This window comes from Niallia sp. FSL K6-0212 (assembly GCF_038007605.1).
In the GTDB taxonomy this organism is placed as follows: domain Bacteria; phylum Bacillota; class Bacilli; order Bacillales; family Cytobacillaceae; genus Niallia; species Niallia circulans.
Genome location: NZ_JBBOXL010000001.1, coordinates 3,199,959 through 3,214,963, shown reverse-complemented (window position 1 = coordinate 3,214,963; position 15,005 = coordinate 3,199,959). Strand labels below are relative to the sequence as shown.

Here is a 15,005-nt window from a genome sequence, read left to right as displayed (position 1 = left end):
CCAAAATAGATCCCTTTTGTAACTCTCTATTCACAGTGATTATGTACGGTAAATACTATTATCTATATCTGTTTATATTATCTACTATTCAGGATAATCATTATGATAACGATATTGCCTAAACTACTAATGGTAAGGATCCACTTTTCTAATAAATTCTTTTCCATAACCTATCCAATAAAAGGATAATCAAATAAGTTCCCTTTCTATATTATAGGAAAATAGTCAACCTAAGCAACTATCAATTAAAAAACTCGTTAGTTTTCACTATTTTATGTACAAAGAATGAATATTTCAGGCTATATTTTTTATCCTTATTTTTACTAACATGAAGAAAAAAACCCCCTATAAAGTAGAGGGTTTAACTCAAGAACAATAAACTTCCTATTCAATTGAAATGTTGAAATATCCACTAAATACGTTTAGGTTATACTTCTAAAATTTCTTTTTCTTTCTCTTTTGTTAAAGCATCGACTTTATTGATGTATTCATCTGTTAATTTTTGAATGTCATCATTGTAGCCGCGAAGATCATCTTCTGTGATTTCTCCATTTTTCTCTAGCTTTTTCAAATCATCATTGCCGTCACGGCGAATATTGCGAATAGCAATTTTTGCTTCTTCTGATTCTTTTTTCACATTCTTCACTAATTCCTTACGACGCTCTTCTGTTAACATTGGAATAGAAAGACGGATAACACTACCATCATTAGAAGGATTTAAACCTATATCAGATTTAAGAATAGCTTTCTCAATATCTCCAAGAACAGTTTTATCATACGGCTGAATAACAAGTAATCTAGCCTCTGGTACACTGATACCTGCAAGTTGATTAACTGGTGTTGGAGCACCATAATAATCAACTGTAATACGATCTAATAAGGAAGCATTTGCTCTTCCAGCACGAATACTTGCAAGCTCGCGCGAATAGCTTTGAATTGCTTTATCCATTCTGTCTTTAGTATTAGCGATAACTTGTTTAGGCATTATTTTTCCCCCTCACTATTGTTCCAATTGTTTCTCCCATTACAGCTCTCTTAATATTGCCATTTTCCGTAATAGAGAATACAATTAACGGAATGTCATTGTCCATACATAATGATGAAGCGGTTGAATCCATTACAGCAAGACCATCTTTAATCACATCAAAATAAGTAAGTTCCTCGTATTTCGTAGCAGTGTTATCCACTTTCGGATCTGCAGAATATACGCCATCTACATTATTCTTCGCCATTAATATAACGTCTGCTTCAATTTCAGCAGCTCGTAAGGCAGCTGTTGTATCTGTTGAGAAATAAGGGTTTCCTGTTCCTGCTGCAAAAATCACAACACGTTTCTTCTCAAGATGTCGAATTGCACGTCTTCTAATATATGGCTCAGCTACCTGTCTCATTTCGATAGAAGATTGAACACGTGTTTCAATGCCCATTTGCTCTAAACTATCTTGAAGGGCTAATGAATTCATTACTGTAGCGAGCATTCCCATGTAATCAGCGTTGGCACGGTCCATTCCCATTTCTTCCCCAATTTTACCACGCCAAATATTTCCACCGCCGACTACTACAGCTGCTTCCACACCAAGATCAGCAACTTCCTTTACTTGCTGTGCTACGTTTTTAATGATACTTGGATTTATACCAAATCCAGCTTCACCAGCTAATGCTTCGCCACTTAATTTCAGAACAACACGTTTATATTTTGGATTACTACTCATGGAAACCTCCGCTTTATTTGTAATATCTTGAAAAATAGGGAACACCATGGTGCCCCCTATGAAAACATTAATCGATCATTTATTATTTCTTGTTAACTTGGTTCATAACTTCTTCAGCAAAGTTATCTTCACGTTTTTCGATTCCTTCTCCTACTTCGTAACGAACGAATTCACGTAAAGTTGCACCCTTAGATTCTACGAATTGGCGAACTTTTTGATCTGGTTTTTTAACAAATGATTGATCAAGTGCACAAACATCTTCAAAATATTTACCTAAGCGGCCTTCAACCATTTTTTCAACGATGTTAGCTGGTTTACCTTCGTTAAGTGCTTGTTGTGTTAATACTTCTCTCTCATGTGCCACTTCTTCTTGAGAAACTTGGTCACGAGAAACATATTTAGGGTTTAATGCAGCAATGTGCATTGCAACATCTTTAGCAGCTGATTCATCAGTAGTACCTTCTAATACAGTTAAAACACCAATGCGTCCACCCATATGAAGATAAGCACCGAAAGCATCATTATCAGTTTTTGTTTTGATTTCAAAACGACGTAAAGATAATTTTTCACCAATTTTAGCAATTGCAGCATTGATGTGTGCTTCAACAGTAGTTCCTTCTGTAATGTTGGAAGTATGTGCTTCTTCAACAGTTGCAGGTTTAGTGGCTAAGATATGGGAAGCAAGTTCTTTAACCAAAGTTTGGAAACCTTCGTTTTTCGCAACGAAATCTGTTTCAGAGTTAACTTCAAGAATTACTGCTTCATTACCTTCTACCGCGATAAAAGTTGAACCTTCAGCTGCTACACGATCTGCTTTTTTCGCAGCACTTGAAATCCCTTTTTCACGTAAGAAGTCAATCGCTTTATCTAAATCACCATTTGTTTCAGTAAGTGCTTTTTTACAATCCATCATTCCAGCACCAGTTTTTTCACGTAGTTCTTTTACCATTTGAGCTGTAACAGCCATAGTAATTTGCCTCCTTAAGGTTTATGTATTATTTTTTTATCCAATTTATCTCACTTTTAAGCAGGACGCTTGAAAAAAAGGTGATAAGAGGGATGCTCTTTATCACCTTTTCCACAAGTCCCTAACAATTACTTATTATCCATTTTAGTTTATCGATTGATCCAAAACTATTTTGTATAACAAGTCATTCGGTTCTAATTAAGCAGTTGTTACTTCTTCGCCTTGTTTAGCTTCAAGAATAGCATCTGCCATTTTTGCAGTTAATAATTTAACAGCACGGATTGCATCATCATTCGCAGGAATAACAACGTCAATTTCGTCTGGATCACAGTTAGTATCAACAATACCAACGATTGGAATATTTAATTTATGAGCTTCTGCTACTGCAATACGTTCTTTACGTGGATCTACGATGAATAGGCAGTCAGGAATTTTTTTCATATCTTTAATTCCGCCTAGGAATTTTTCTAAACGCTCAAGCTCTTTGTTTAATTGAACTACTTCTTTTTTAGGAAGTACGTCGAATGTACCGTCTTCAGCCATTCTTTCAATATCTTTCAAACGAGCAATACGTTTTTGAATTGTTTCAAAGTTAGTTAAAGTTCCACCTAACCAGCGTTGGTTAACATAGTATTGACCAGAACGGATAGCTTCCTCTTTAACTGAATCTTGTGCTTGCTTTTTAGTACCAACGAAAAGAACTGTACCGCCGTTTCCAGCTAATTCTTTCACATAGTTATAAGCTTCTTCAACCTTTTTAACTGTTTTTTGAAGGTCGATGATGTAGATGCCGTTACGCTCTGTGAAAATATATTTTTTCATTTTTGGGTTCCAACGGCGAGTTTGGTGACCGAAATGTACACCAGCTTCAAGTAATTGTTTCATTGAAATAACTGACATGTTTTTTCCTCCTAATGGTTTTGATTTCCTCCGCTTTTATCATTTTTAATCAAAACTGTAAAAATTACAGCACCAATGATTAAATCCAAAAGCGTGTGTATTAACACCATTTGTTAATATAGCATATGTATTGTGTACAATCAAGTACATTTACGAATTTTGTCTAAATTTAAGTAATAGTTCCATCTCTGTCTTTCCTTTATTTAATGCTTTTGCTATTTCTTCGATGCTCTTCCCTTCCGCCTGCATCTCTTTTGCTACTTCTACTATTGACTTTTCTTTCTGTTTTTTTTCTGGTGGCAAGATTAAATTTAATAGTTCATTGACATCTTCCTTCTCCAACCGATCCTCTTTTAGGCTATTTTCTTGTACAGAAGCAGTCACATTTTTATAAGCATCCAGCATCGCTTTATTGCCTTTTATCTCTCTTGGCTTATATTCCATCCTTTCAGCTTTATCCTTACTGTCTTCTTTTTTATCTAGTGGATTCTCATCAGCTTCAAAGCTAGTAAGTCTATTTAAAAACTGTTCATTTTCTTCTTTTATTTCTGTAATAAAAGTGGCAATCACTTCTTCTATTTCTTCTAAATTCTCTCTCTGTTCCTTTTCTAAATTTACAACGCGATTTTGTCTAACATACAAAATCACAATGCAAAGTATTGCGATTAAATTTAAAGTAATACTTAAAAAAAGTAAAAAATTAACCATTTCATCCCTCTATCCACTATAGTCGATACTTAGGCCTTTATAAGGGTGTATCGTTTGTATTCTCTCTAAATCTTCTAATTCCTTTTCTTCTTTCCTCATCTCTTGTTCAAAAAACTGCTTATCCCTTTTTTTCTTGGTAGTAACTTTACCGTTCCCTTCCCCCTTAATAACCGTTGTTCGCTTTCGTTCTTCTTCCTTACCGGTTTCTTGAGCAGCGAAGGTGTACATTTGCTGATGTTTTTGGTCCTGTTGTTCTTGAAGCTTCCCTGCATCATAAGTTCGTGGTAATGCAACTTGCATTTCTAATGCTTTTAAACTCATGTGCACTCATCCTTTTCGTTATATTACTTTTTCTAATGAATGTCTTAATTTAAAAATAGCTTTGGAGTGAATTTGCGATATGCGAGAAGTAGATAAATTCATAACTTGTCCAATTTCCGTTAATGTTAATTCTTCCTTATAAAACAAACTAATCACCAGCTGTTCCTTATCATTAAGCTCCTTAATTTTTGCGGCCATCTCTTGAACCAATTCATCCCTTACGACTTTTTCCTCTGGAATAACCGTTTTATCATCACGAATCGAGAAACTTTGTGCTTCTTTCTCTTCCCCTTCATTCATCTGCTCATCAATAGATAGTATATTTGCAAAAAAATGTTCATTCATTGTTGCATATACTTCGTCAACACTAGTCTCTAGCTCATCAGCAATTTCTTGAACAGTAATATTTCTCATTAATTTTTGTTCGAGTTTTTCAATGGCCGCCTCAATTTTTTTTGACTTTTCCCTCGTGCCTCTAGATAACCAGTCTTCTTTACGAAGTCCATCAATAATACTGCCTCTAATCCGAAAGGAAGCATATGTATCAAACTTTAAATCCCTATTTGGATCAAAACGTTGTAAGGCATCATATAGTCCCATCATTCCAAGACTTGTTAGCTCATCTCGGGAAACACTTTTTGGTAACCCTATCGAAATTCTTTGAACATGAAAACTTACTAAGGGCATATATTTTTTAATTAATTGATTACCTGCTTCTTGATCTCTCGTACTAGTCCACATTTCCCATACTTGCTTCTCTTCTGTAGTTGATTCCTTTGCCATTAAATAATTTCCCTCCTCTATAAACAATGAACACCATACACGCATATAACTAGTTCTATCTATATAAGTAACAACTTGAAAAGGATATAAGTACATTTCTTCCCTATCTATATCCCTTAAATTCAGCAAAAAAATCAATATTTTTGTATTCGTGCAATGATACATAAGTATATTATTTATAATTACTATAATAAGGAGCTTGTCTGCATATTTTATTTTTATCATTTATAATCTTATCCATTCCATTTAAAAATAGAATGAATAGGAAAGGAAGATATACCTATCATTTGTTTATGTATATATTTCACTATTGATTTTAGCAGAAGACGTGAATTATTAGCTATCCTTTCTAAATATCCCATTTAAAATTAGGTAATAAGAACTAACAACTATAATTTTCAGTTCTTTTTTTGCTGAAATTTCCGAGAAAATGAAAATAAAAAGACTATCTCCTAATAAAAGAATACATTCCAAAGTCCAAACCATGGATTCTTTAAATTAGAGGTAGTCTTATTTCTCTGCTTTTAAAAGTATTACTATACACTATATAATATGAATCCCTTTATTCACCGTTCGAATTGTTAATTCATGGGTAGCAGGACAAAACTCAATTGTTCTACCACTATTTCCACCAACATCTTCACTAACCAATTTAATTCTTAACGATTGTAGTGTATTCTTAACCGCTTCAACATTTCGAGGTCCTATTCTCATAACATCGCTTGTTCCAGTAAACTGAAACATTTGTGCCCCTCCGGCAATTTTCGCTAACAACGTACTTCTTTTTAATCCTAATCCTTCTAAACGCTCTACTAGTTCTACAATGGCTGTATCTGCGAATTTAGCTTTATTGAGCGTTCCGGATTTAGATATGGATGCTTCTGGTAGCATAATATGTGCTAAGCCAGCAATTGGTTTTAGGGAGCTATATAATACAATACCCACACATGAACCAAGTCCAGAAGTACGAATTGTATTAGGAGACTCTACCACATTCATATCAGCAATTCCTACTTTTATTACTGTAATTTGGTCAGTCACCATCCTTCACTCCCAAAGACTGAAATAAAGGGGCAAAAGAATCAGGATCAGGCAGCAAAAAGAAATGGCCATTTACAGTGTCAGCTAATGTGATTTCTTCTCCATTTAACTCCGTATTGATGACAATTGCATAATCACTTACTTGAGAATGTTCAACTAATCCATATGTAACAATTGCACCAACCATATCAATTGCAAGTGCTGGTACGGAAGGATATAAAGATAACTTCGTAAAATCAGATAAAGAGGACAAATAAGAACCGGATAATATATTGCCTAGTTCTTGTAATGCAGACATAGATAACTCATCATATGGCGGTTCAGCTAAGGTAATAGAAGGGTCACCAATCATATCTTGAACCAATTTAGCTGCTTGCTCTAAAGGAAGTATAAAAAACATACTTCCTGGAACATCTCCTTCAATTCGTAAAAACACCCCTGCAACAATATTGTCAGCACCCCCTGCCATTTCCATCATCTCATCAAATGTCACAATTTGAACATCTGGAACCTTCATATCAATCTTTTTATTAAGAAGCTTTGATAAAGAGGTGGCAGCATGTCCCGCTCCGATATTACCAATTTCTCTTAGTACATCAAGCTTTAAGGAATTTATATCATTAATATACCCCATACTTACTCATCACTTTTACCATTAGAATAATTTCTTAAAATATTTCGATCAAACACTTTTTCTAAATCAACAAGAATTAATAAACGTTTATCAAGCTTTACTACACCTTTTATATAATCGACTTCATCGCCATTGATTGTCTCTGGAGCAGGCTCATAAAGAGCAGTATCGACATCTACGACATCATTAGCAGAATCAACAATTATACCTACTTCCATATCTTCAAGCATAATAATGATAATTCTTGTACTATCCGTGTATGGAATTTCTTCCAAATTAAAACGAAGTCGTAAATCAATTATGGGAGTTACTACTCCTCTAAGGTTAATCACACCTTTAACAAAAGGAGCGATATTTGGAATTCTTGTAATATGCATGTTTTTCTCTATCGACATTACTTCATTGACGGAAATAGCATACTCTTTTCCCTTCAATTCAAATATTATTAATTTTTGTTCTGTTGAAACTGCATCGCTCATTCCCTTTTCATCCCTCTCACATAACCTATCTGCAATTCATAAAGCGCAAGATCATTATTCCTCGGTTTGTTCTAAACAAAATTACGACAAGTAGTTATTATACTTAACGAATTCGTTCCTAAGTAAAGCCACTTGCGCTAACATCTATTAATCCTTGTACAGGTGATTACTTAATTAAAGCATTACAATCCATAATTAAAGCCACTTGTCCGTCTCCTAAGATAGTTGCTCCAGATATAGCATACGCACTAGAAAGGTAAGTACCTAGTGATTTTAAAACCACTTCTTGCTGACCGATAAATCCATCCACAACAAGACCAGCTAATTTATCCCCTTTTCTTACGATAACGACAGAATAATAGTCACTCTCGATTCCTGCTGATGGCACATCAAAAATATCCTTTAGGAATAATAATGGCACCACTTTGCCACGGAAATCGATAACGGTTTGATTATGAGCATGCATTAAATCATTCTTATTGACAATAGCTGTCTCAATAATAGATGACAATGGAATAGCATACTTTTCTGCTTGAATTTCAACTAGCATCACAGAAATAATCGATAAAGTTAATGGTAATTGGATAGAAAATAACGATCCTTTTCCTTCCTCTGATTCGATTGTAATCGAACCACCTAGTGATTCAATTGTATTTTTCACTACATCCAGCCCTACTCCACGTCCTGAAATATCAGAAATTTGATCAGCAGTAGAAAAACCAGAAGCAAAAATAAGTTCAGCAATTTGATTATTCGTTAATGTTTTAGCAACTTCTTTTGAAATAATTCCTTTATTAATTGCTTTAGAAAGGACTTTTTCTTTATTAATTCCTGCTCCATCATCTTCCAACTCAATAAAAACATGGTTTCCGCTATGATATGCACGAAGAACAACTGTTCCTTCTTCGCTTTTATTATTCGCTCGTCTTACTTCTGGTGTTTCGACTCCATGGTCAAGTGCATTGCGAATTAAATGAACTAATGGATCACCAATCTCATCTATAACTGTGCGATCAAGCTCTGTTTCTGCACCAACAATTTGCAAATCAATTTTCTTATTTAAATCACGCGCGAGCTGTCTGACCATTCTTGGGAAACGATTAAATACTGTCTCAACAGGAACCATGCGCATATTTAGGATAATATTTTGAAGATCACCAGTAACTCTTGACATTCTTTCTACCGTTTCATAAAGCTCTTGATCTTTAAGGGTGGAAGAAATTTGTTCCAATCTTCCTCTGTCGATAACAAGTTCCTCAAATAGATTCATAAGAATATCTAAACGCTCAATATTAACACGAATTGTTTTATTAGATACTTTAGTCCCTGTTTGCTTCTCAGGCTGTTTAGTTTCAGCCGGAGTACTATTTTCTGTAACAGATGTATTATCCGTTTTTGCTTGTACTTCTTCTGCAACAGGAGTTTCTGCTATCGTTTGCTGCTTAGGAGATTGACTATTTGCAAAGAACTCTCGTACAGCTACCTTTTCAACCTCTGAAACTTTCATAACAGACGCTTCAATTTTATCTGCTTCCTCTTTAGATATAAGAGTTACCATAAAGTCATAGTCGAACTTTTCTTCTTCAAGCTCTTCCACCGGTGGAAGAGACTTAACAACCTCTCCTAAAGATTCTAAAGCTTCAAATATCATATAAACTCTCGCTGCTTTTAATAAACAGTCACTTTTTAATGTAATATTGATTTCATAAGTAAAAAAACCTTGATCAGATGATTGCTGTAATACAGTTGTTTCAAATTCATCATATTGATTTTGCTTTGCAGGAGCATCTTGTATGGCTGTTGCTGCAACCTCAGCTTCTGCAGTTTTTTGATTTAAAGGAAGTCCTTTTTCGATTTGTACAAGCTTCTCAACTACTGCTTCTACATTTCTTTTCCCATCGCCGCCGCTAGCGATTGACTCTACCATGGCATCAAGATCATCAACAGCTAAGAAAATGACATCCAATATTTCTGGAGAAAAAGTAATTTTCTTATTTCTTATAGCATCAAGTACATTTTCCATTTGATGGGTTAGACTAGCTAAATCTTCATAGCCCATTGTTGCAGACATACCTTTTAAAGTATGAGCTGCACGGAAAATCTCATTTACTATTTGTAAATTTTCAGGATCCTTTTCTAACTCTAATAAATGTTCGTTACATGCTTGTAAATGTTCTTTACTCTCTTCAATAAATACTTCTAAATACTGACTCATTTCCACTTGCTTCACATCCCTTGACGTTATACATATTTCATAATAGTTTCAGCAATATGATCTACCTTTTGAATTTCATCAATATAATTCGTGGCAATAGCTGTTTTAGGCATTCCGTAAACAATACATGTCTCCTGTGACTCAGCAATAGCTTTTACGTTACCTTTTTTTGCTAATTTTAATAAACCATCTGTGCCATCTGATCCCATCCCAGTCATAATAACTGCTATTTTTGCATAGGCTTTCAAATCGCTGACAGATTCAAACATAATATCAACAGATGGCCTATGACCATTTATAGGGGCAGTTTGATCCAGATCAATTGCTGTATGGACACCAACTGTTTTCACCTTTAAATGCTGACCTCCTGGAGCAATATAGGCAACTCCATTGCGGATAATCTCCCCATGCTCCGCTTCCTTTACGGTAATGGCGGATAACGTGTTAAGACGATTTGCAAGGGATCGGGTAAATCCTGCTGGCATATGTTGAACGATTAAAATAGGCGCTTCTATATCACTTGGTAAATTAGTTAGGACTTTCTGTAATGCCCTTGGACCACCAGTTGAAGTTCCAATTATGACAATCTTTTTCATGGTGTTCATCCAATTACTGATTGATCCAGCCTTTTGTACTATTCTTTCATTTTCTTCTCTTGGTTCTATTTTACTATAAGAAGATTGTGAAGTAATAGTCTTTTTTCCTTCATTTGAAAGATTTAATAATGTTTTCGGTTTTACTTTACTAGCTAGAATAACTTTTTCTACCAATTCCTGCTTAACCTTATATAAATCTAGTTAAATAGACCCAGAAGGCTTTGTAATAAAGTCAATTGCCCCTGCTTGCATTGCCTGAATTGTGCTTTCTGCTCCAACCTTTGTTATGCTTGACAGCATGAGAACTGGTACAGGATGCTCTAACATAATTCTCTTTAAAGCACTTAAACCGTCTAAGACTGGCATTTCGACATCAAGCGTTACCACATCAGGAGTTAATTGCTTAATTTTCTTTATTCCGTCTTCACCATTTCTGGCTGTACCAATAACGGTTATTCTCGAGTCTTCAGAGAGAAAATCTGTAATTAGCTTACGCATAAATGCAGAATCATCAATAACAAGAACCTTTATTTTCTCCACTTTAAACTCAACTACCTTTCAAACAAAAACCTTTTTAATTTAGACACGAAATTGTGTCTATTAACTGGATAGGGTTCTGTAAACTGTTGTTTACCATATCTATCGGCAATTTCGCGCAAAGCTTTAGCCGCTTCTGATTTTTCATTAAAAAAAACAAAAGGAATTTGTTTACGTACAGCTTGTGCTACATTTGTGTCATCTGGTATATAGCCAAGATTAATAAGATCCCGCTGCAAAAATTTTTTTACAACTTGCTGAAGTTTTTGTAACGTTTCTGCCCCATCTTTTTTCTCCATTGTTCGATTAACGACAAGATATAACGGAAGTACTGCATTTCTTGTATGAATAAATTTCATTGCAGCATACGCATCTGTTATAGAAGTAGGTTCAGGTGTTGTGATGACGATACAATCATCAACAGATAGAATAAACTTTAAAGAATCCGTACTAATTCCAGCTCCCATATCAAATAAAATATAGTCATAGTGATTTAATATCCCTTGAAAATGCTGGAAAAAGCTCTCTAGTTTCTCTTCTTCCATATCAACAAAATCACTTAGTCCAGAACCACCTGCAATATAGTCTAATCCATCAAATCCTTTCGAAATAATATACTCAAAATTAATATCATTTCTAAAAAAATCAACGATCGTATAGCGAGACTGTGTCCCCATTAGAATATCAATATTCCCCATACCAATATCCATATCAATCAGTAAAGTACGATATCCTCTTTTTTGAAGAGTGAGTGCAAAGTTAAGCGAAAAATTCGACTTTCCCACACCGCCTTTTCCACTGATAATCGCCAATGTTTTGTGATTGGAGTGCCTTTTGTTTGCATTTAATTGTTCAATTTTTTTTCGTAAGATAGAAGCTTGATCGTTCATTCTTCAACTACCTCAAATAGTTTATTTACTAACTCCTCTGGGGTTGCTGGAACTATATCATCTGGGACATTCTGACCTGTTGTAATATAAGCAGCACCTTTTTTACAAGCAACAATTAAATTAATCATTGCCCCGTACGAAGATGTTTCATCTAATTTTGTGAACACGAAAGCATCAATCTTGATTGCGGAAAATTGTTGATAAATCTCTTCTAAGTCATCTTGCTTTGCTGTCATAGATAAAACAAGTAACGTTTCCATTTCTCTTTTATAATCGACCACTTGCATTAAATCTTCTACATATTTTTTATTTCTGAAATTTCTTCCTGCTGTATCAATTAAAATAACATCGCATTCTTCCAGTTTTTTCGTAGCATGCTCAAAATCTTCCAGTGAATAACAAACCTCTAAGGGAACATCTAAAATATTCGCATATGTTTTAAGTTGTTCGATTGCCCCAATCCTATATGTATCTGTTGTAATAAATCCTACTGATTTTTGCTGTCTTAAAATGATATTGGCAGCAATTTTGGCTAAAGTTGTTGTTTTACCCACACCTGTTGGGCCAATGACATTAATATATTTTTTGGCTAAAGAGATTTCCCCAAACGAAAAAGGGGAAATCTCCGCTAATAGAAATTGCCGTGCCCACTCAGAAACCTGAGACTCTAAAACGTCTTCGCCTGCTGCATACCATTTAGCTACTAAATCTTTCACTAATCCTGTCTTAATTTCTTCGTCTATCCCTTGTTTATCTAATTGATTTACTATTTTAGTTATAGGAGCAGGAATAGAAAATGTCATACTTCTATTCGCTTTTACATTTTGATTAATTTCATTTAAATGCTTTACTATCTCTGGATAATCAGATATTTTCTCTCCCTCTTTTAAACTTATATTATTAGCTGAATTATCTGCATCAGCCCTAAAAGCCGGTTCTTTAATTAATACAGGACTGCGCATTTCTCGCTTTTTTGTATGCTTAGAAATTGTTGTCTCTGAAATACTCGGATCAACGGCTGCGAGTACTTCAATATTTCTTTTTTTAAATAAGCCTAAGAAGCCGCCTGTATAAATTACTTTTGAATGAAGAATGACGGCATCATTCCCTAATTCCGCTCGAATCTTTTTCATTGCTTCTGGCATATCCCGTGCTACGTATTTTTGGATTTTCATTCGATATTCACAACTCCCACACTTTGAACTTCTACATTTGCTTCTAATTCATTGTACGATAATACTGGAACTTGTGGAAAATAACGTTCTGTCAATTGTCTTACATACATACGAACAGCTGGCGAACATAAAAGAATTGGCATCTGTTCCATTACAGATAATTGTTCAATTTGCCCAGCAATACTCTCTAAAATTGATTGGGAAATATTTGGATCTAACGCTAAGAAGTTTCCATGCTCTGTTTGTTGAATATTATCTGCGATTAGTTTTTCCACTTTTCCTGACAAAGTTACTACTTTTAAAGAGTCATTTTGATTCGTGTATTGGGTAGTTATTTGACGTGCTAAAGATTGTCTAACATATTCAACTAATAAATCGGTATCAGCTGTCATTTTTCCAAAATCAGCTAATGTTTCGAAAATGACTGGTAAATTGCGAATAGAAACATTTTCCCTTAAAAGTTTTGCTAAAACTTTTTGAATTTCGCCAATCGACAACGGACTTGGTGTTACTTCTTCGATTAAAATCGGATAGCTTTCTTTTACATGATCCACTAATTGTTTCGTTTCTTGTCTTCCTAATAACTCATGGGCATTTGCCTTAATTACCTCTGTAATATGTGTAGAAACAACGGATGGAGGATCAACCACGGTATAACCAAAGATTTCGGCTTGTTCCTTCGTACTTTCTGTTATCCATTTAGCCGGCAGGCCAAAAGATGGTTCAATCGTATCAATTCCCTCAATGGAATCATCGTCCATCCCAGGACTCATCGCTAAGTAATGATCTAGAAGCAGTTCCCCGCTTGCTCTCTCATTTCCCTTTATCTTTAATCGGTATTCATTTGGCTGTAATTGAATATTATCGCGAATCCGAACAACAGGAATGACAAGACCTAACTCTATCGCTAGCTGCCTTCTGATCATGACCACCCTATCTAATAGGTCCCCTCCTTGATTGGCATCGGCTAAAGGAATAAGACCATAACCAAACTCAAATTCAATTGGATCCACACTTAGTAAACTAACTACACTTTCAGGACTTTTTAGCTCATCTGTTTGGATCTCTTCCTCAAGCTCCTGCATTTGTTCTAAATTTTGCTTTGGCTTTTTCGATAAGTAATAAGCTCCAAATATTAAAAGTCCTGCAATAGGAATCGTCAAAAAGTCATCAATTGGTGTAAACAGTCCTAATAAAAAGATTGTTCCTCCTGCTACATAAAGCATTTTTGGATATGCCAATAACTGAGAAGTGATATCAGAACCAAGATTTCCTTCTGAAGCAGCTCTTGTTACAACAATCCCTGTTGCTGTTGAAATTAGTAATGCAGGTATTTGACTGACAATCCCGTCTCCAACGGATAGTAAGGAAAAATGCTGAGCAGCATCCCCAGCTGCCATACCAAGCTGAGTCATCCCGATGACGATACCAAAAATCAAGTTAATAAAAACAATAATGATTCCAGCTATGGCATCTCCTTTGACAAATTTACTTGCCCCATCCATCGAACCATAAAAGTCTGCTTCTCTACCAACTTTTTCACGACGTTGTCTTGCCTCTTGCTCGGAAATAATCCCAGCATTTAAATCAGCATCAATACTCATCTGCTTACCTGGCATTGCATCTAATGTAAAACGTGCAGCAACCTCTGATACACGCTCAGACCCTTTGGTGATAACAATAAATTGAATGATGACAAGAATTAAAAAGACAACTAACCCAACAACAATATTGCCGCCAATTACGAATGTTCCAAAGGTATGTACTACCCCTCCTGCATCCCCTTTTGATAATATAGCTCTAGTGGTGGATACATTGAGACCAAGGCGAAATAGGGTCGTTAACAACAAAAGTGAAGGGAAAATAGAGAACTCCAAAGCCTCACTCATATTCATAGTTAATAATAAGATAAGTAATGCCAACGTAATATTAAGTAAAATTAACACACTTAATAACCATGTTGGAAATGGGATAATCAACATTGCAATAATGAGGATTACCCCAATCACTACGATTAAGTCTCTCCTTGCCATTTCTTCCGCTCCTT

14 protein-coding genes and 1 pseudogene are annotated in these 15,005 nt (G+C 35.1%); all 15 read right to left on the bottom strand.

Annotation, left to right across the window (positions count from 1 at the left end; translation table 11 throughout):
• Positions 1-427 precede the first annotated feature (427 nt).
• The 15 genes and pseudogenes from frr to flhA all read right to left on the bottom strand — a co-directional run bounded on the left by frr (position 428) and on the right by flhA (position 14,991).
• A complete protein-coding gene (frr, locus tag MHH96_RS15150) occupies positions 428-985 on the bottom strand; it encodes a ribosome recycling factor (protein ID WP_047940028.1) in 558 nt (185 codons plus the stop codon).
• The gene (gene pyrH, locus MHH96_RS15145; RefSeq protein ID WP_047940275.1) at positions 978-1,712 is read right to left on the bottom strand and encodes a UMP kinase; all 735 of its coding nucleotides are present in this window, start codon (positions 1,710-1,712) and stop codon (positions 978-980) included. Before pyrH ends, frr begins: the two co-directional genes overlap by 8 nt.
• A gap of 82 nt (positions 1,713-1,794) precedes the next feature.
• A complete protein-coding gene (gene tsf, locus MHH96_RS15140) occupies positions 1,795-2,679 on the bottom strand; it encodes a translation elongation factor Ts (RefSeq protein ID WP_341117629.1) in 885 nt (294 codons plus the stop codon).
• A 198-nt stretch (positions 2,680-2,877) separates the two neighbouring features.
• Positions 2,878-3,579 (bottom strand): 30S ribosomal protein S2, encoded by a 702-nt coding sequence (gene rpsB, locus MHH96_RS15135; RefSeq protein ID WP_016201151.1) that lies wholly within the window; start codon positions 3,577-3,579, stop codon positions 2,878-2,880.
• Between the two features lie 150 nt (positions 3,580-3,729).
• Positions 3,730-4,287: a hypothetical protein gene (locus MHH96_RS15130; protein WP_328283421.1), complete on the bottom strand. Its 558-nt coding sequence runs from the start codon at positions 4,285-4,287 to the stop codon at positions 3,730-3,732.
• 9 nt (positions 4,288-4,296) lie between these two features.
• Positions 4,297-4,608, bottom strand: coding sequence for a hypothetical protein (locus tag MHH96_RS15125; protein WP_061796667.1), 312 nt, complete (start codon positions 4,606-4,608; stop codon positions 4,297-4,299).
• Positions 4,609-4,626: 18 nt separating this feature from the next.
• Positions 4,627-5,391: a FliA/WhiG family RNA polymerase sigma factor gene (locus MHH96_RS15120; RefSeq protein WP_047940024.1), complete on the bottom strand. Its 765-nt coding sequence runs from the start codon at positions 5,389-5,391 to the stop codon at positions 4,627-4,629.
• 543 nt (positions 5,392-5,934) lie between these two features.
• Positions 5,935-6,432, bottom strand: a complete 498-nt coding sequence (locus MHH96_RS15115) for a chemotaxis protein CheD (RefSeq protein WP_047940274.1) — start codon at positions 6,430-6,432, stop codon at positions 5,935-5,937.
• Positions 6,425-7,066, bottom strand: a complete 642-nt coding sequence (locus MHH96_RS15110; protein ID WP_061796670.1) for a chemotaxis protein CheC — start codon at positions 7,064-7,066, stop codon at positions 6,425-6,427. Before MHH96_RS15110 ends, MHH96_RS15115 begins: the two co-directional genes overlap by 8 nt.
• Before the next feature lie 2 nt (positions 7,067-7,068).
• On the bottom strand, positions 7,069-7,545 hold the full coding sequence (locus MHH96_RS15105; protein ID WP_047940022.1) for a chemotaxis protein CheW: 477 nt from the start codon (positions 7,543-7,545) through the stop codon (positions 7,069-7,071).
• Between the two features lie 166 nt (positions 7,546-7,711).
• The gene (locus MHH96_RS15100; RefSeq protein WP_061796672.1) at positions 7,712-9,766 is read right to left on the bottom strand and encodes a chemotaxis protein CheA; all 2,055 of its coding nucleotides are present in this window, start codon (positions 9,764-9,766) and stop codon (positions 7,712-7,714) included.
• A gap of 20 nt (positions 9,767-9,786) precedes the next feature.
• Positions 9,787-10,896: pseudogene (locus tag MHH96_RS15095) on the bottom strand (protein-glutamate methylesterase/protein-glutamine glutaminase).
• Positions 10,897-10,907: 11 nt separating this feature from the next.
• A complete protein-coding gene (locus MHH96_RS15090; protein ID WP_047940019.1) occupies positions 10,908-11,783 on the bottom strand; it encodes a MinD/ParA family protein in 876 nt (291 codons plus the stop codon).
• The gene (gene flhF, locus MHH96_RS15085) at positions 11,780-12,958 is read right to left on the bottom strand and encodes a flagellar biosynthesis protein FlhF (RefSeq protein WP_251686941.1); all 1,179 of its coding nucleotides are present in this window, start codon (positions 12,956-12,958) and stop codon (positions 11,780-11,782) included. The genes MHH96_RS15090 and flhF overlap by 4 nt, the downstream gene beginning before the upstream one ends.
• On the bottom strand, positions 12,955-14,991 hold the full coding sequence (flhA, locus tag MHH96_RS15080; protein WP_061796680.1) for a flagellar biosynthesis protein FlhA: 2,037 nt from the start codon (positions 14,989-14,991) through the stop codon (positions 12,955-12,957). Before flhA ends, flhF begins: the two co-directional genes overlap by 4 nt.
• Between the last annotated feature and the right edge of the window lie 14 nt (positions 14,992-15,005).

Excerpts from the sequence above, each read along its gene's own strand:
- MHH96_RS15130 (WP_328283421.1), bottom strand. The coding sequence starts at position 4,287 with ATGGTTAATTTTTTACTTTTTTTAAGTATTACTTTAAATTTAATCGCA.
- MHH96_RS15090 (WP_047940019.1), bottom strand. The coding sequence starts at position 11,783 with ATGAACGATCAAGCTTCTATCTTACGAAAAAAAATTGAACAATTAAAT.
- MHH96_RS15105 (WP_047940022.1), bottom strand. The coding sequence starts at position 7,545 with ATGAGCGATGCAGTTTCAACAGAACAAAAATTAATAATATTTGAATTG.
- pyrH (WP_047940275.1), bottom strand. The coding sequence starts at position 1,712 with ATGAGTAGTAATCCAAAATATAAACGTGTTGTTCTGAAATTAAGTGGC.
- rpsB (WP_016201151.1), bottom strand. The coding sequence starts at position 3,579 with ATGTCAGTTATTTCAATGAAACAATTACTTGAAGCTGGTGTACATTTC.
- tsf (WP_341117629.1), bottom strand. The coding sequence starts at position 2,679 with ATGGCTGTTACAGCTCAAATGGTAAAAGAACTACGTGAAAAAACTGGT.
- MHH96_RS15110 (WP_061796670.1), bottom strand. The coding sequence starts at position 7,066 with ATGGGGTATATTAATGATATAAATTCCTTAAAGCTTGATGTACTAAGA.
- flhF (WP_251686941.1), bottom strand. The coding sequence starts at position 12,958 with ATGAAAATCCAAAAATACGTAGCACGGGATATGCCAGAAGCAATGAAA.
- MHH96_RS15120 (WP_047940024.1), bottom strand. The coding sequence starts at position 5,391 with ATGGCAAAGGAATCAACTACAGAAGAGAAGCAAGTATGGGAAATGTGG.
- flhA (WP_061796680.1), bottom strand. The coding sequence starts at position 14,991 with ATGGCAAGGAGAGACTTAATCGTAGTGATTGGGGTAATCCTCATTATT.
- frr (WP_047940028.1), bottom strand. The coding sequence starts at position 985 with ATGCCTAAACAAGTTATCGCTAATACTAAAGACAGAATGGATAAAGCA.
- MHH96_RS15125 (WP_061796667.1), bottom strand. The coding sequence starts at position 4,608 with ATGAGTTTAAAAGCATTAGAAATGCAAGTTGCATTACCACGAACTTAT.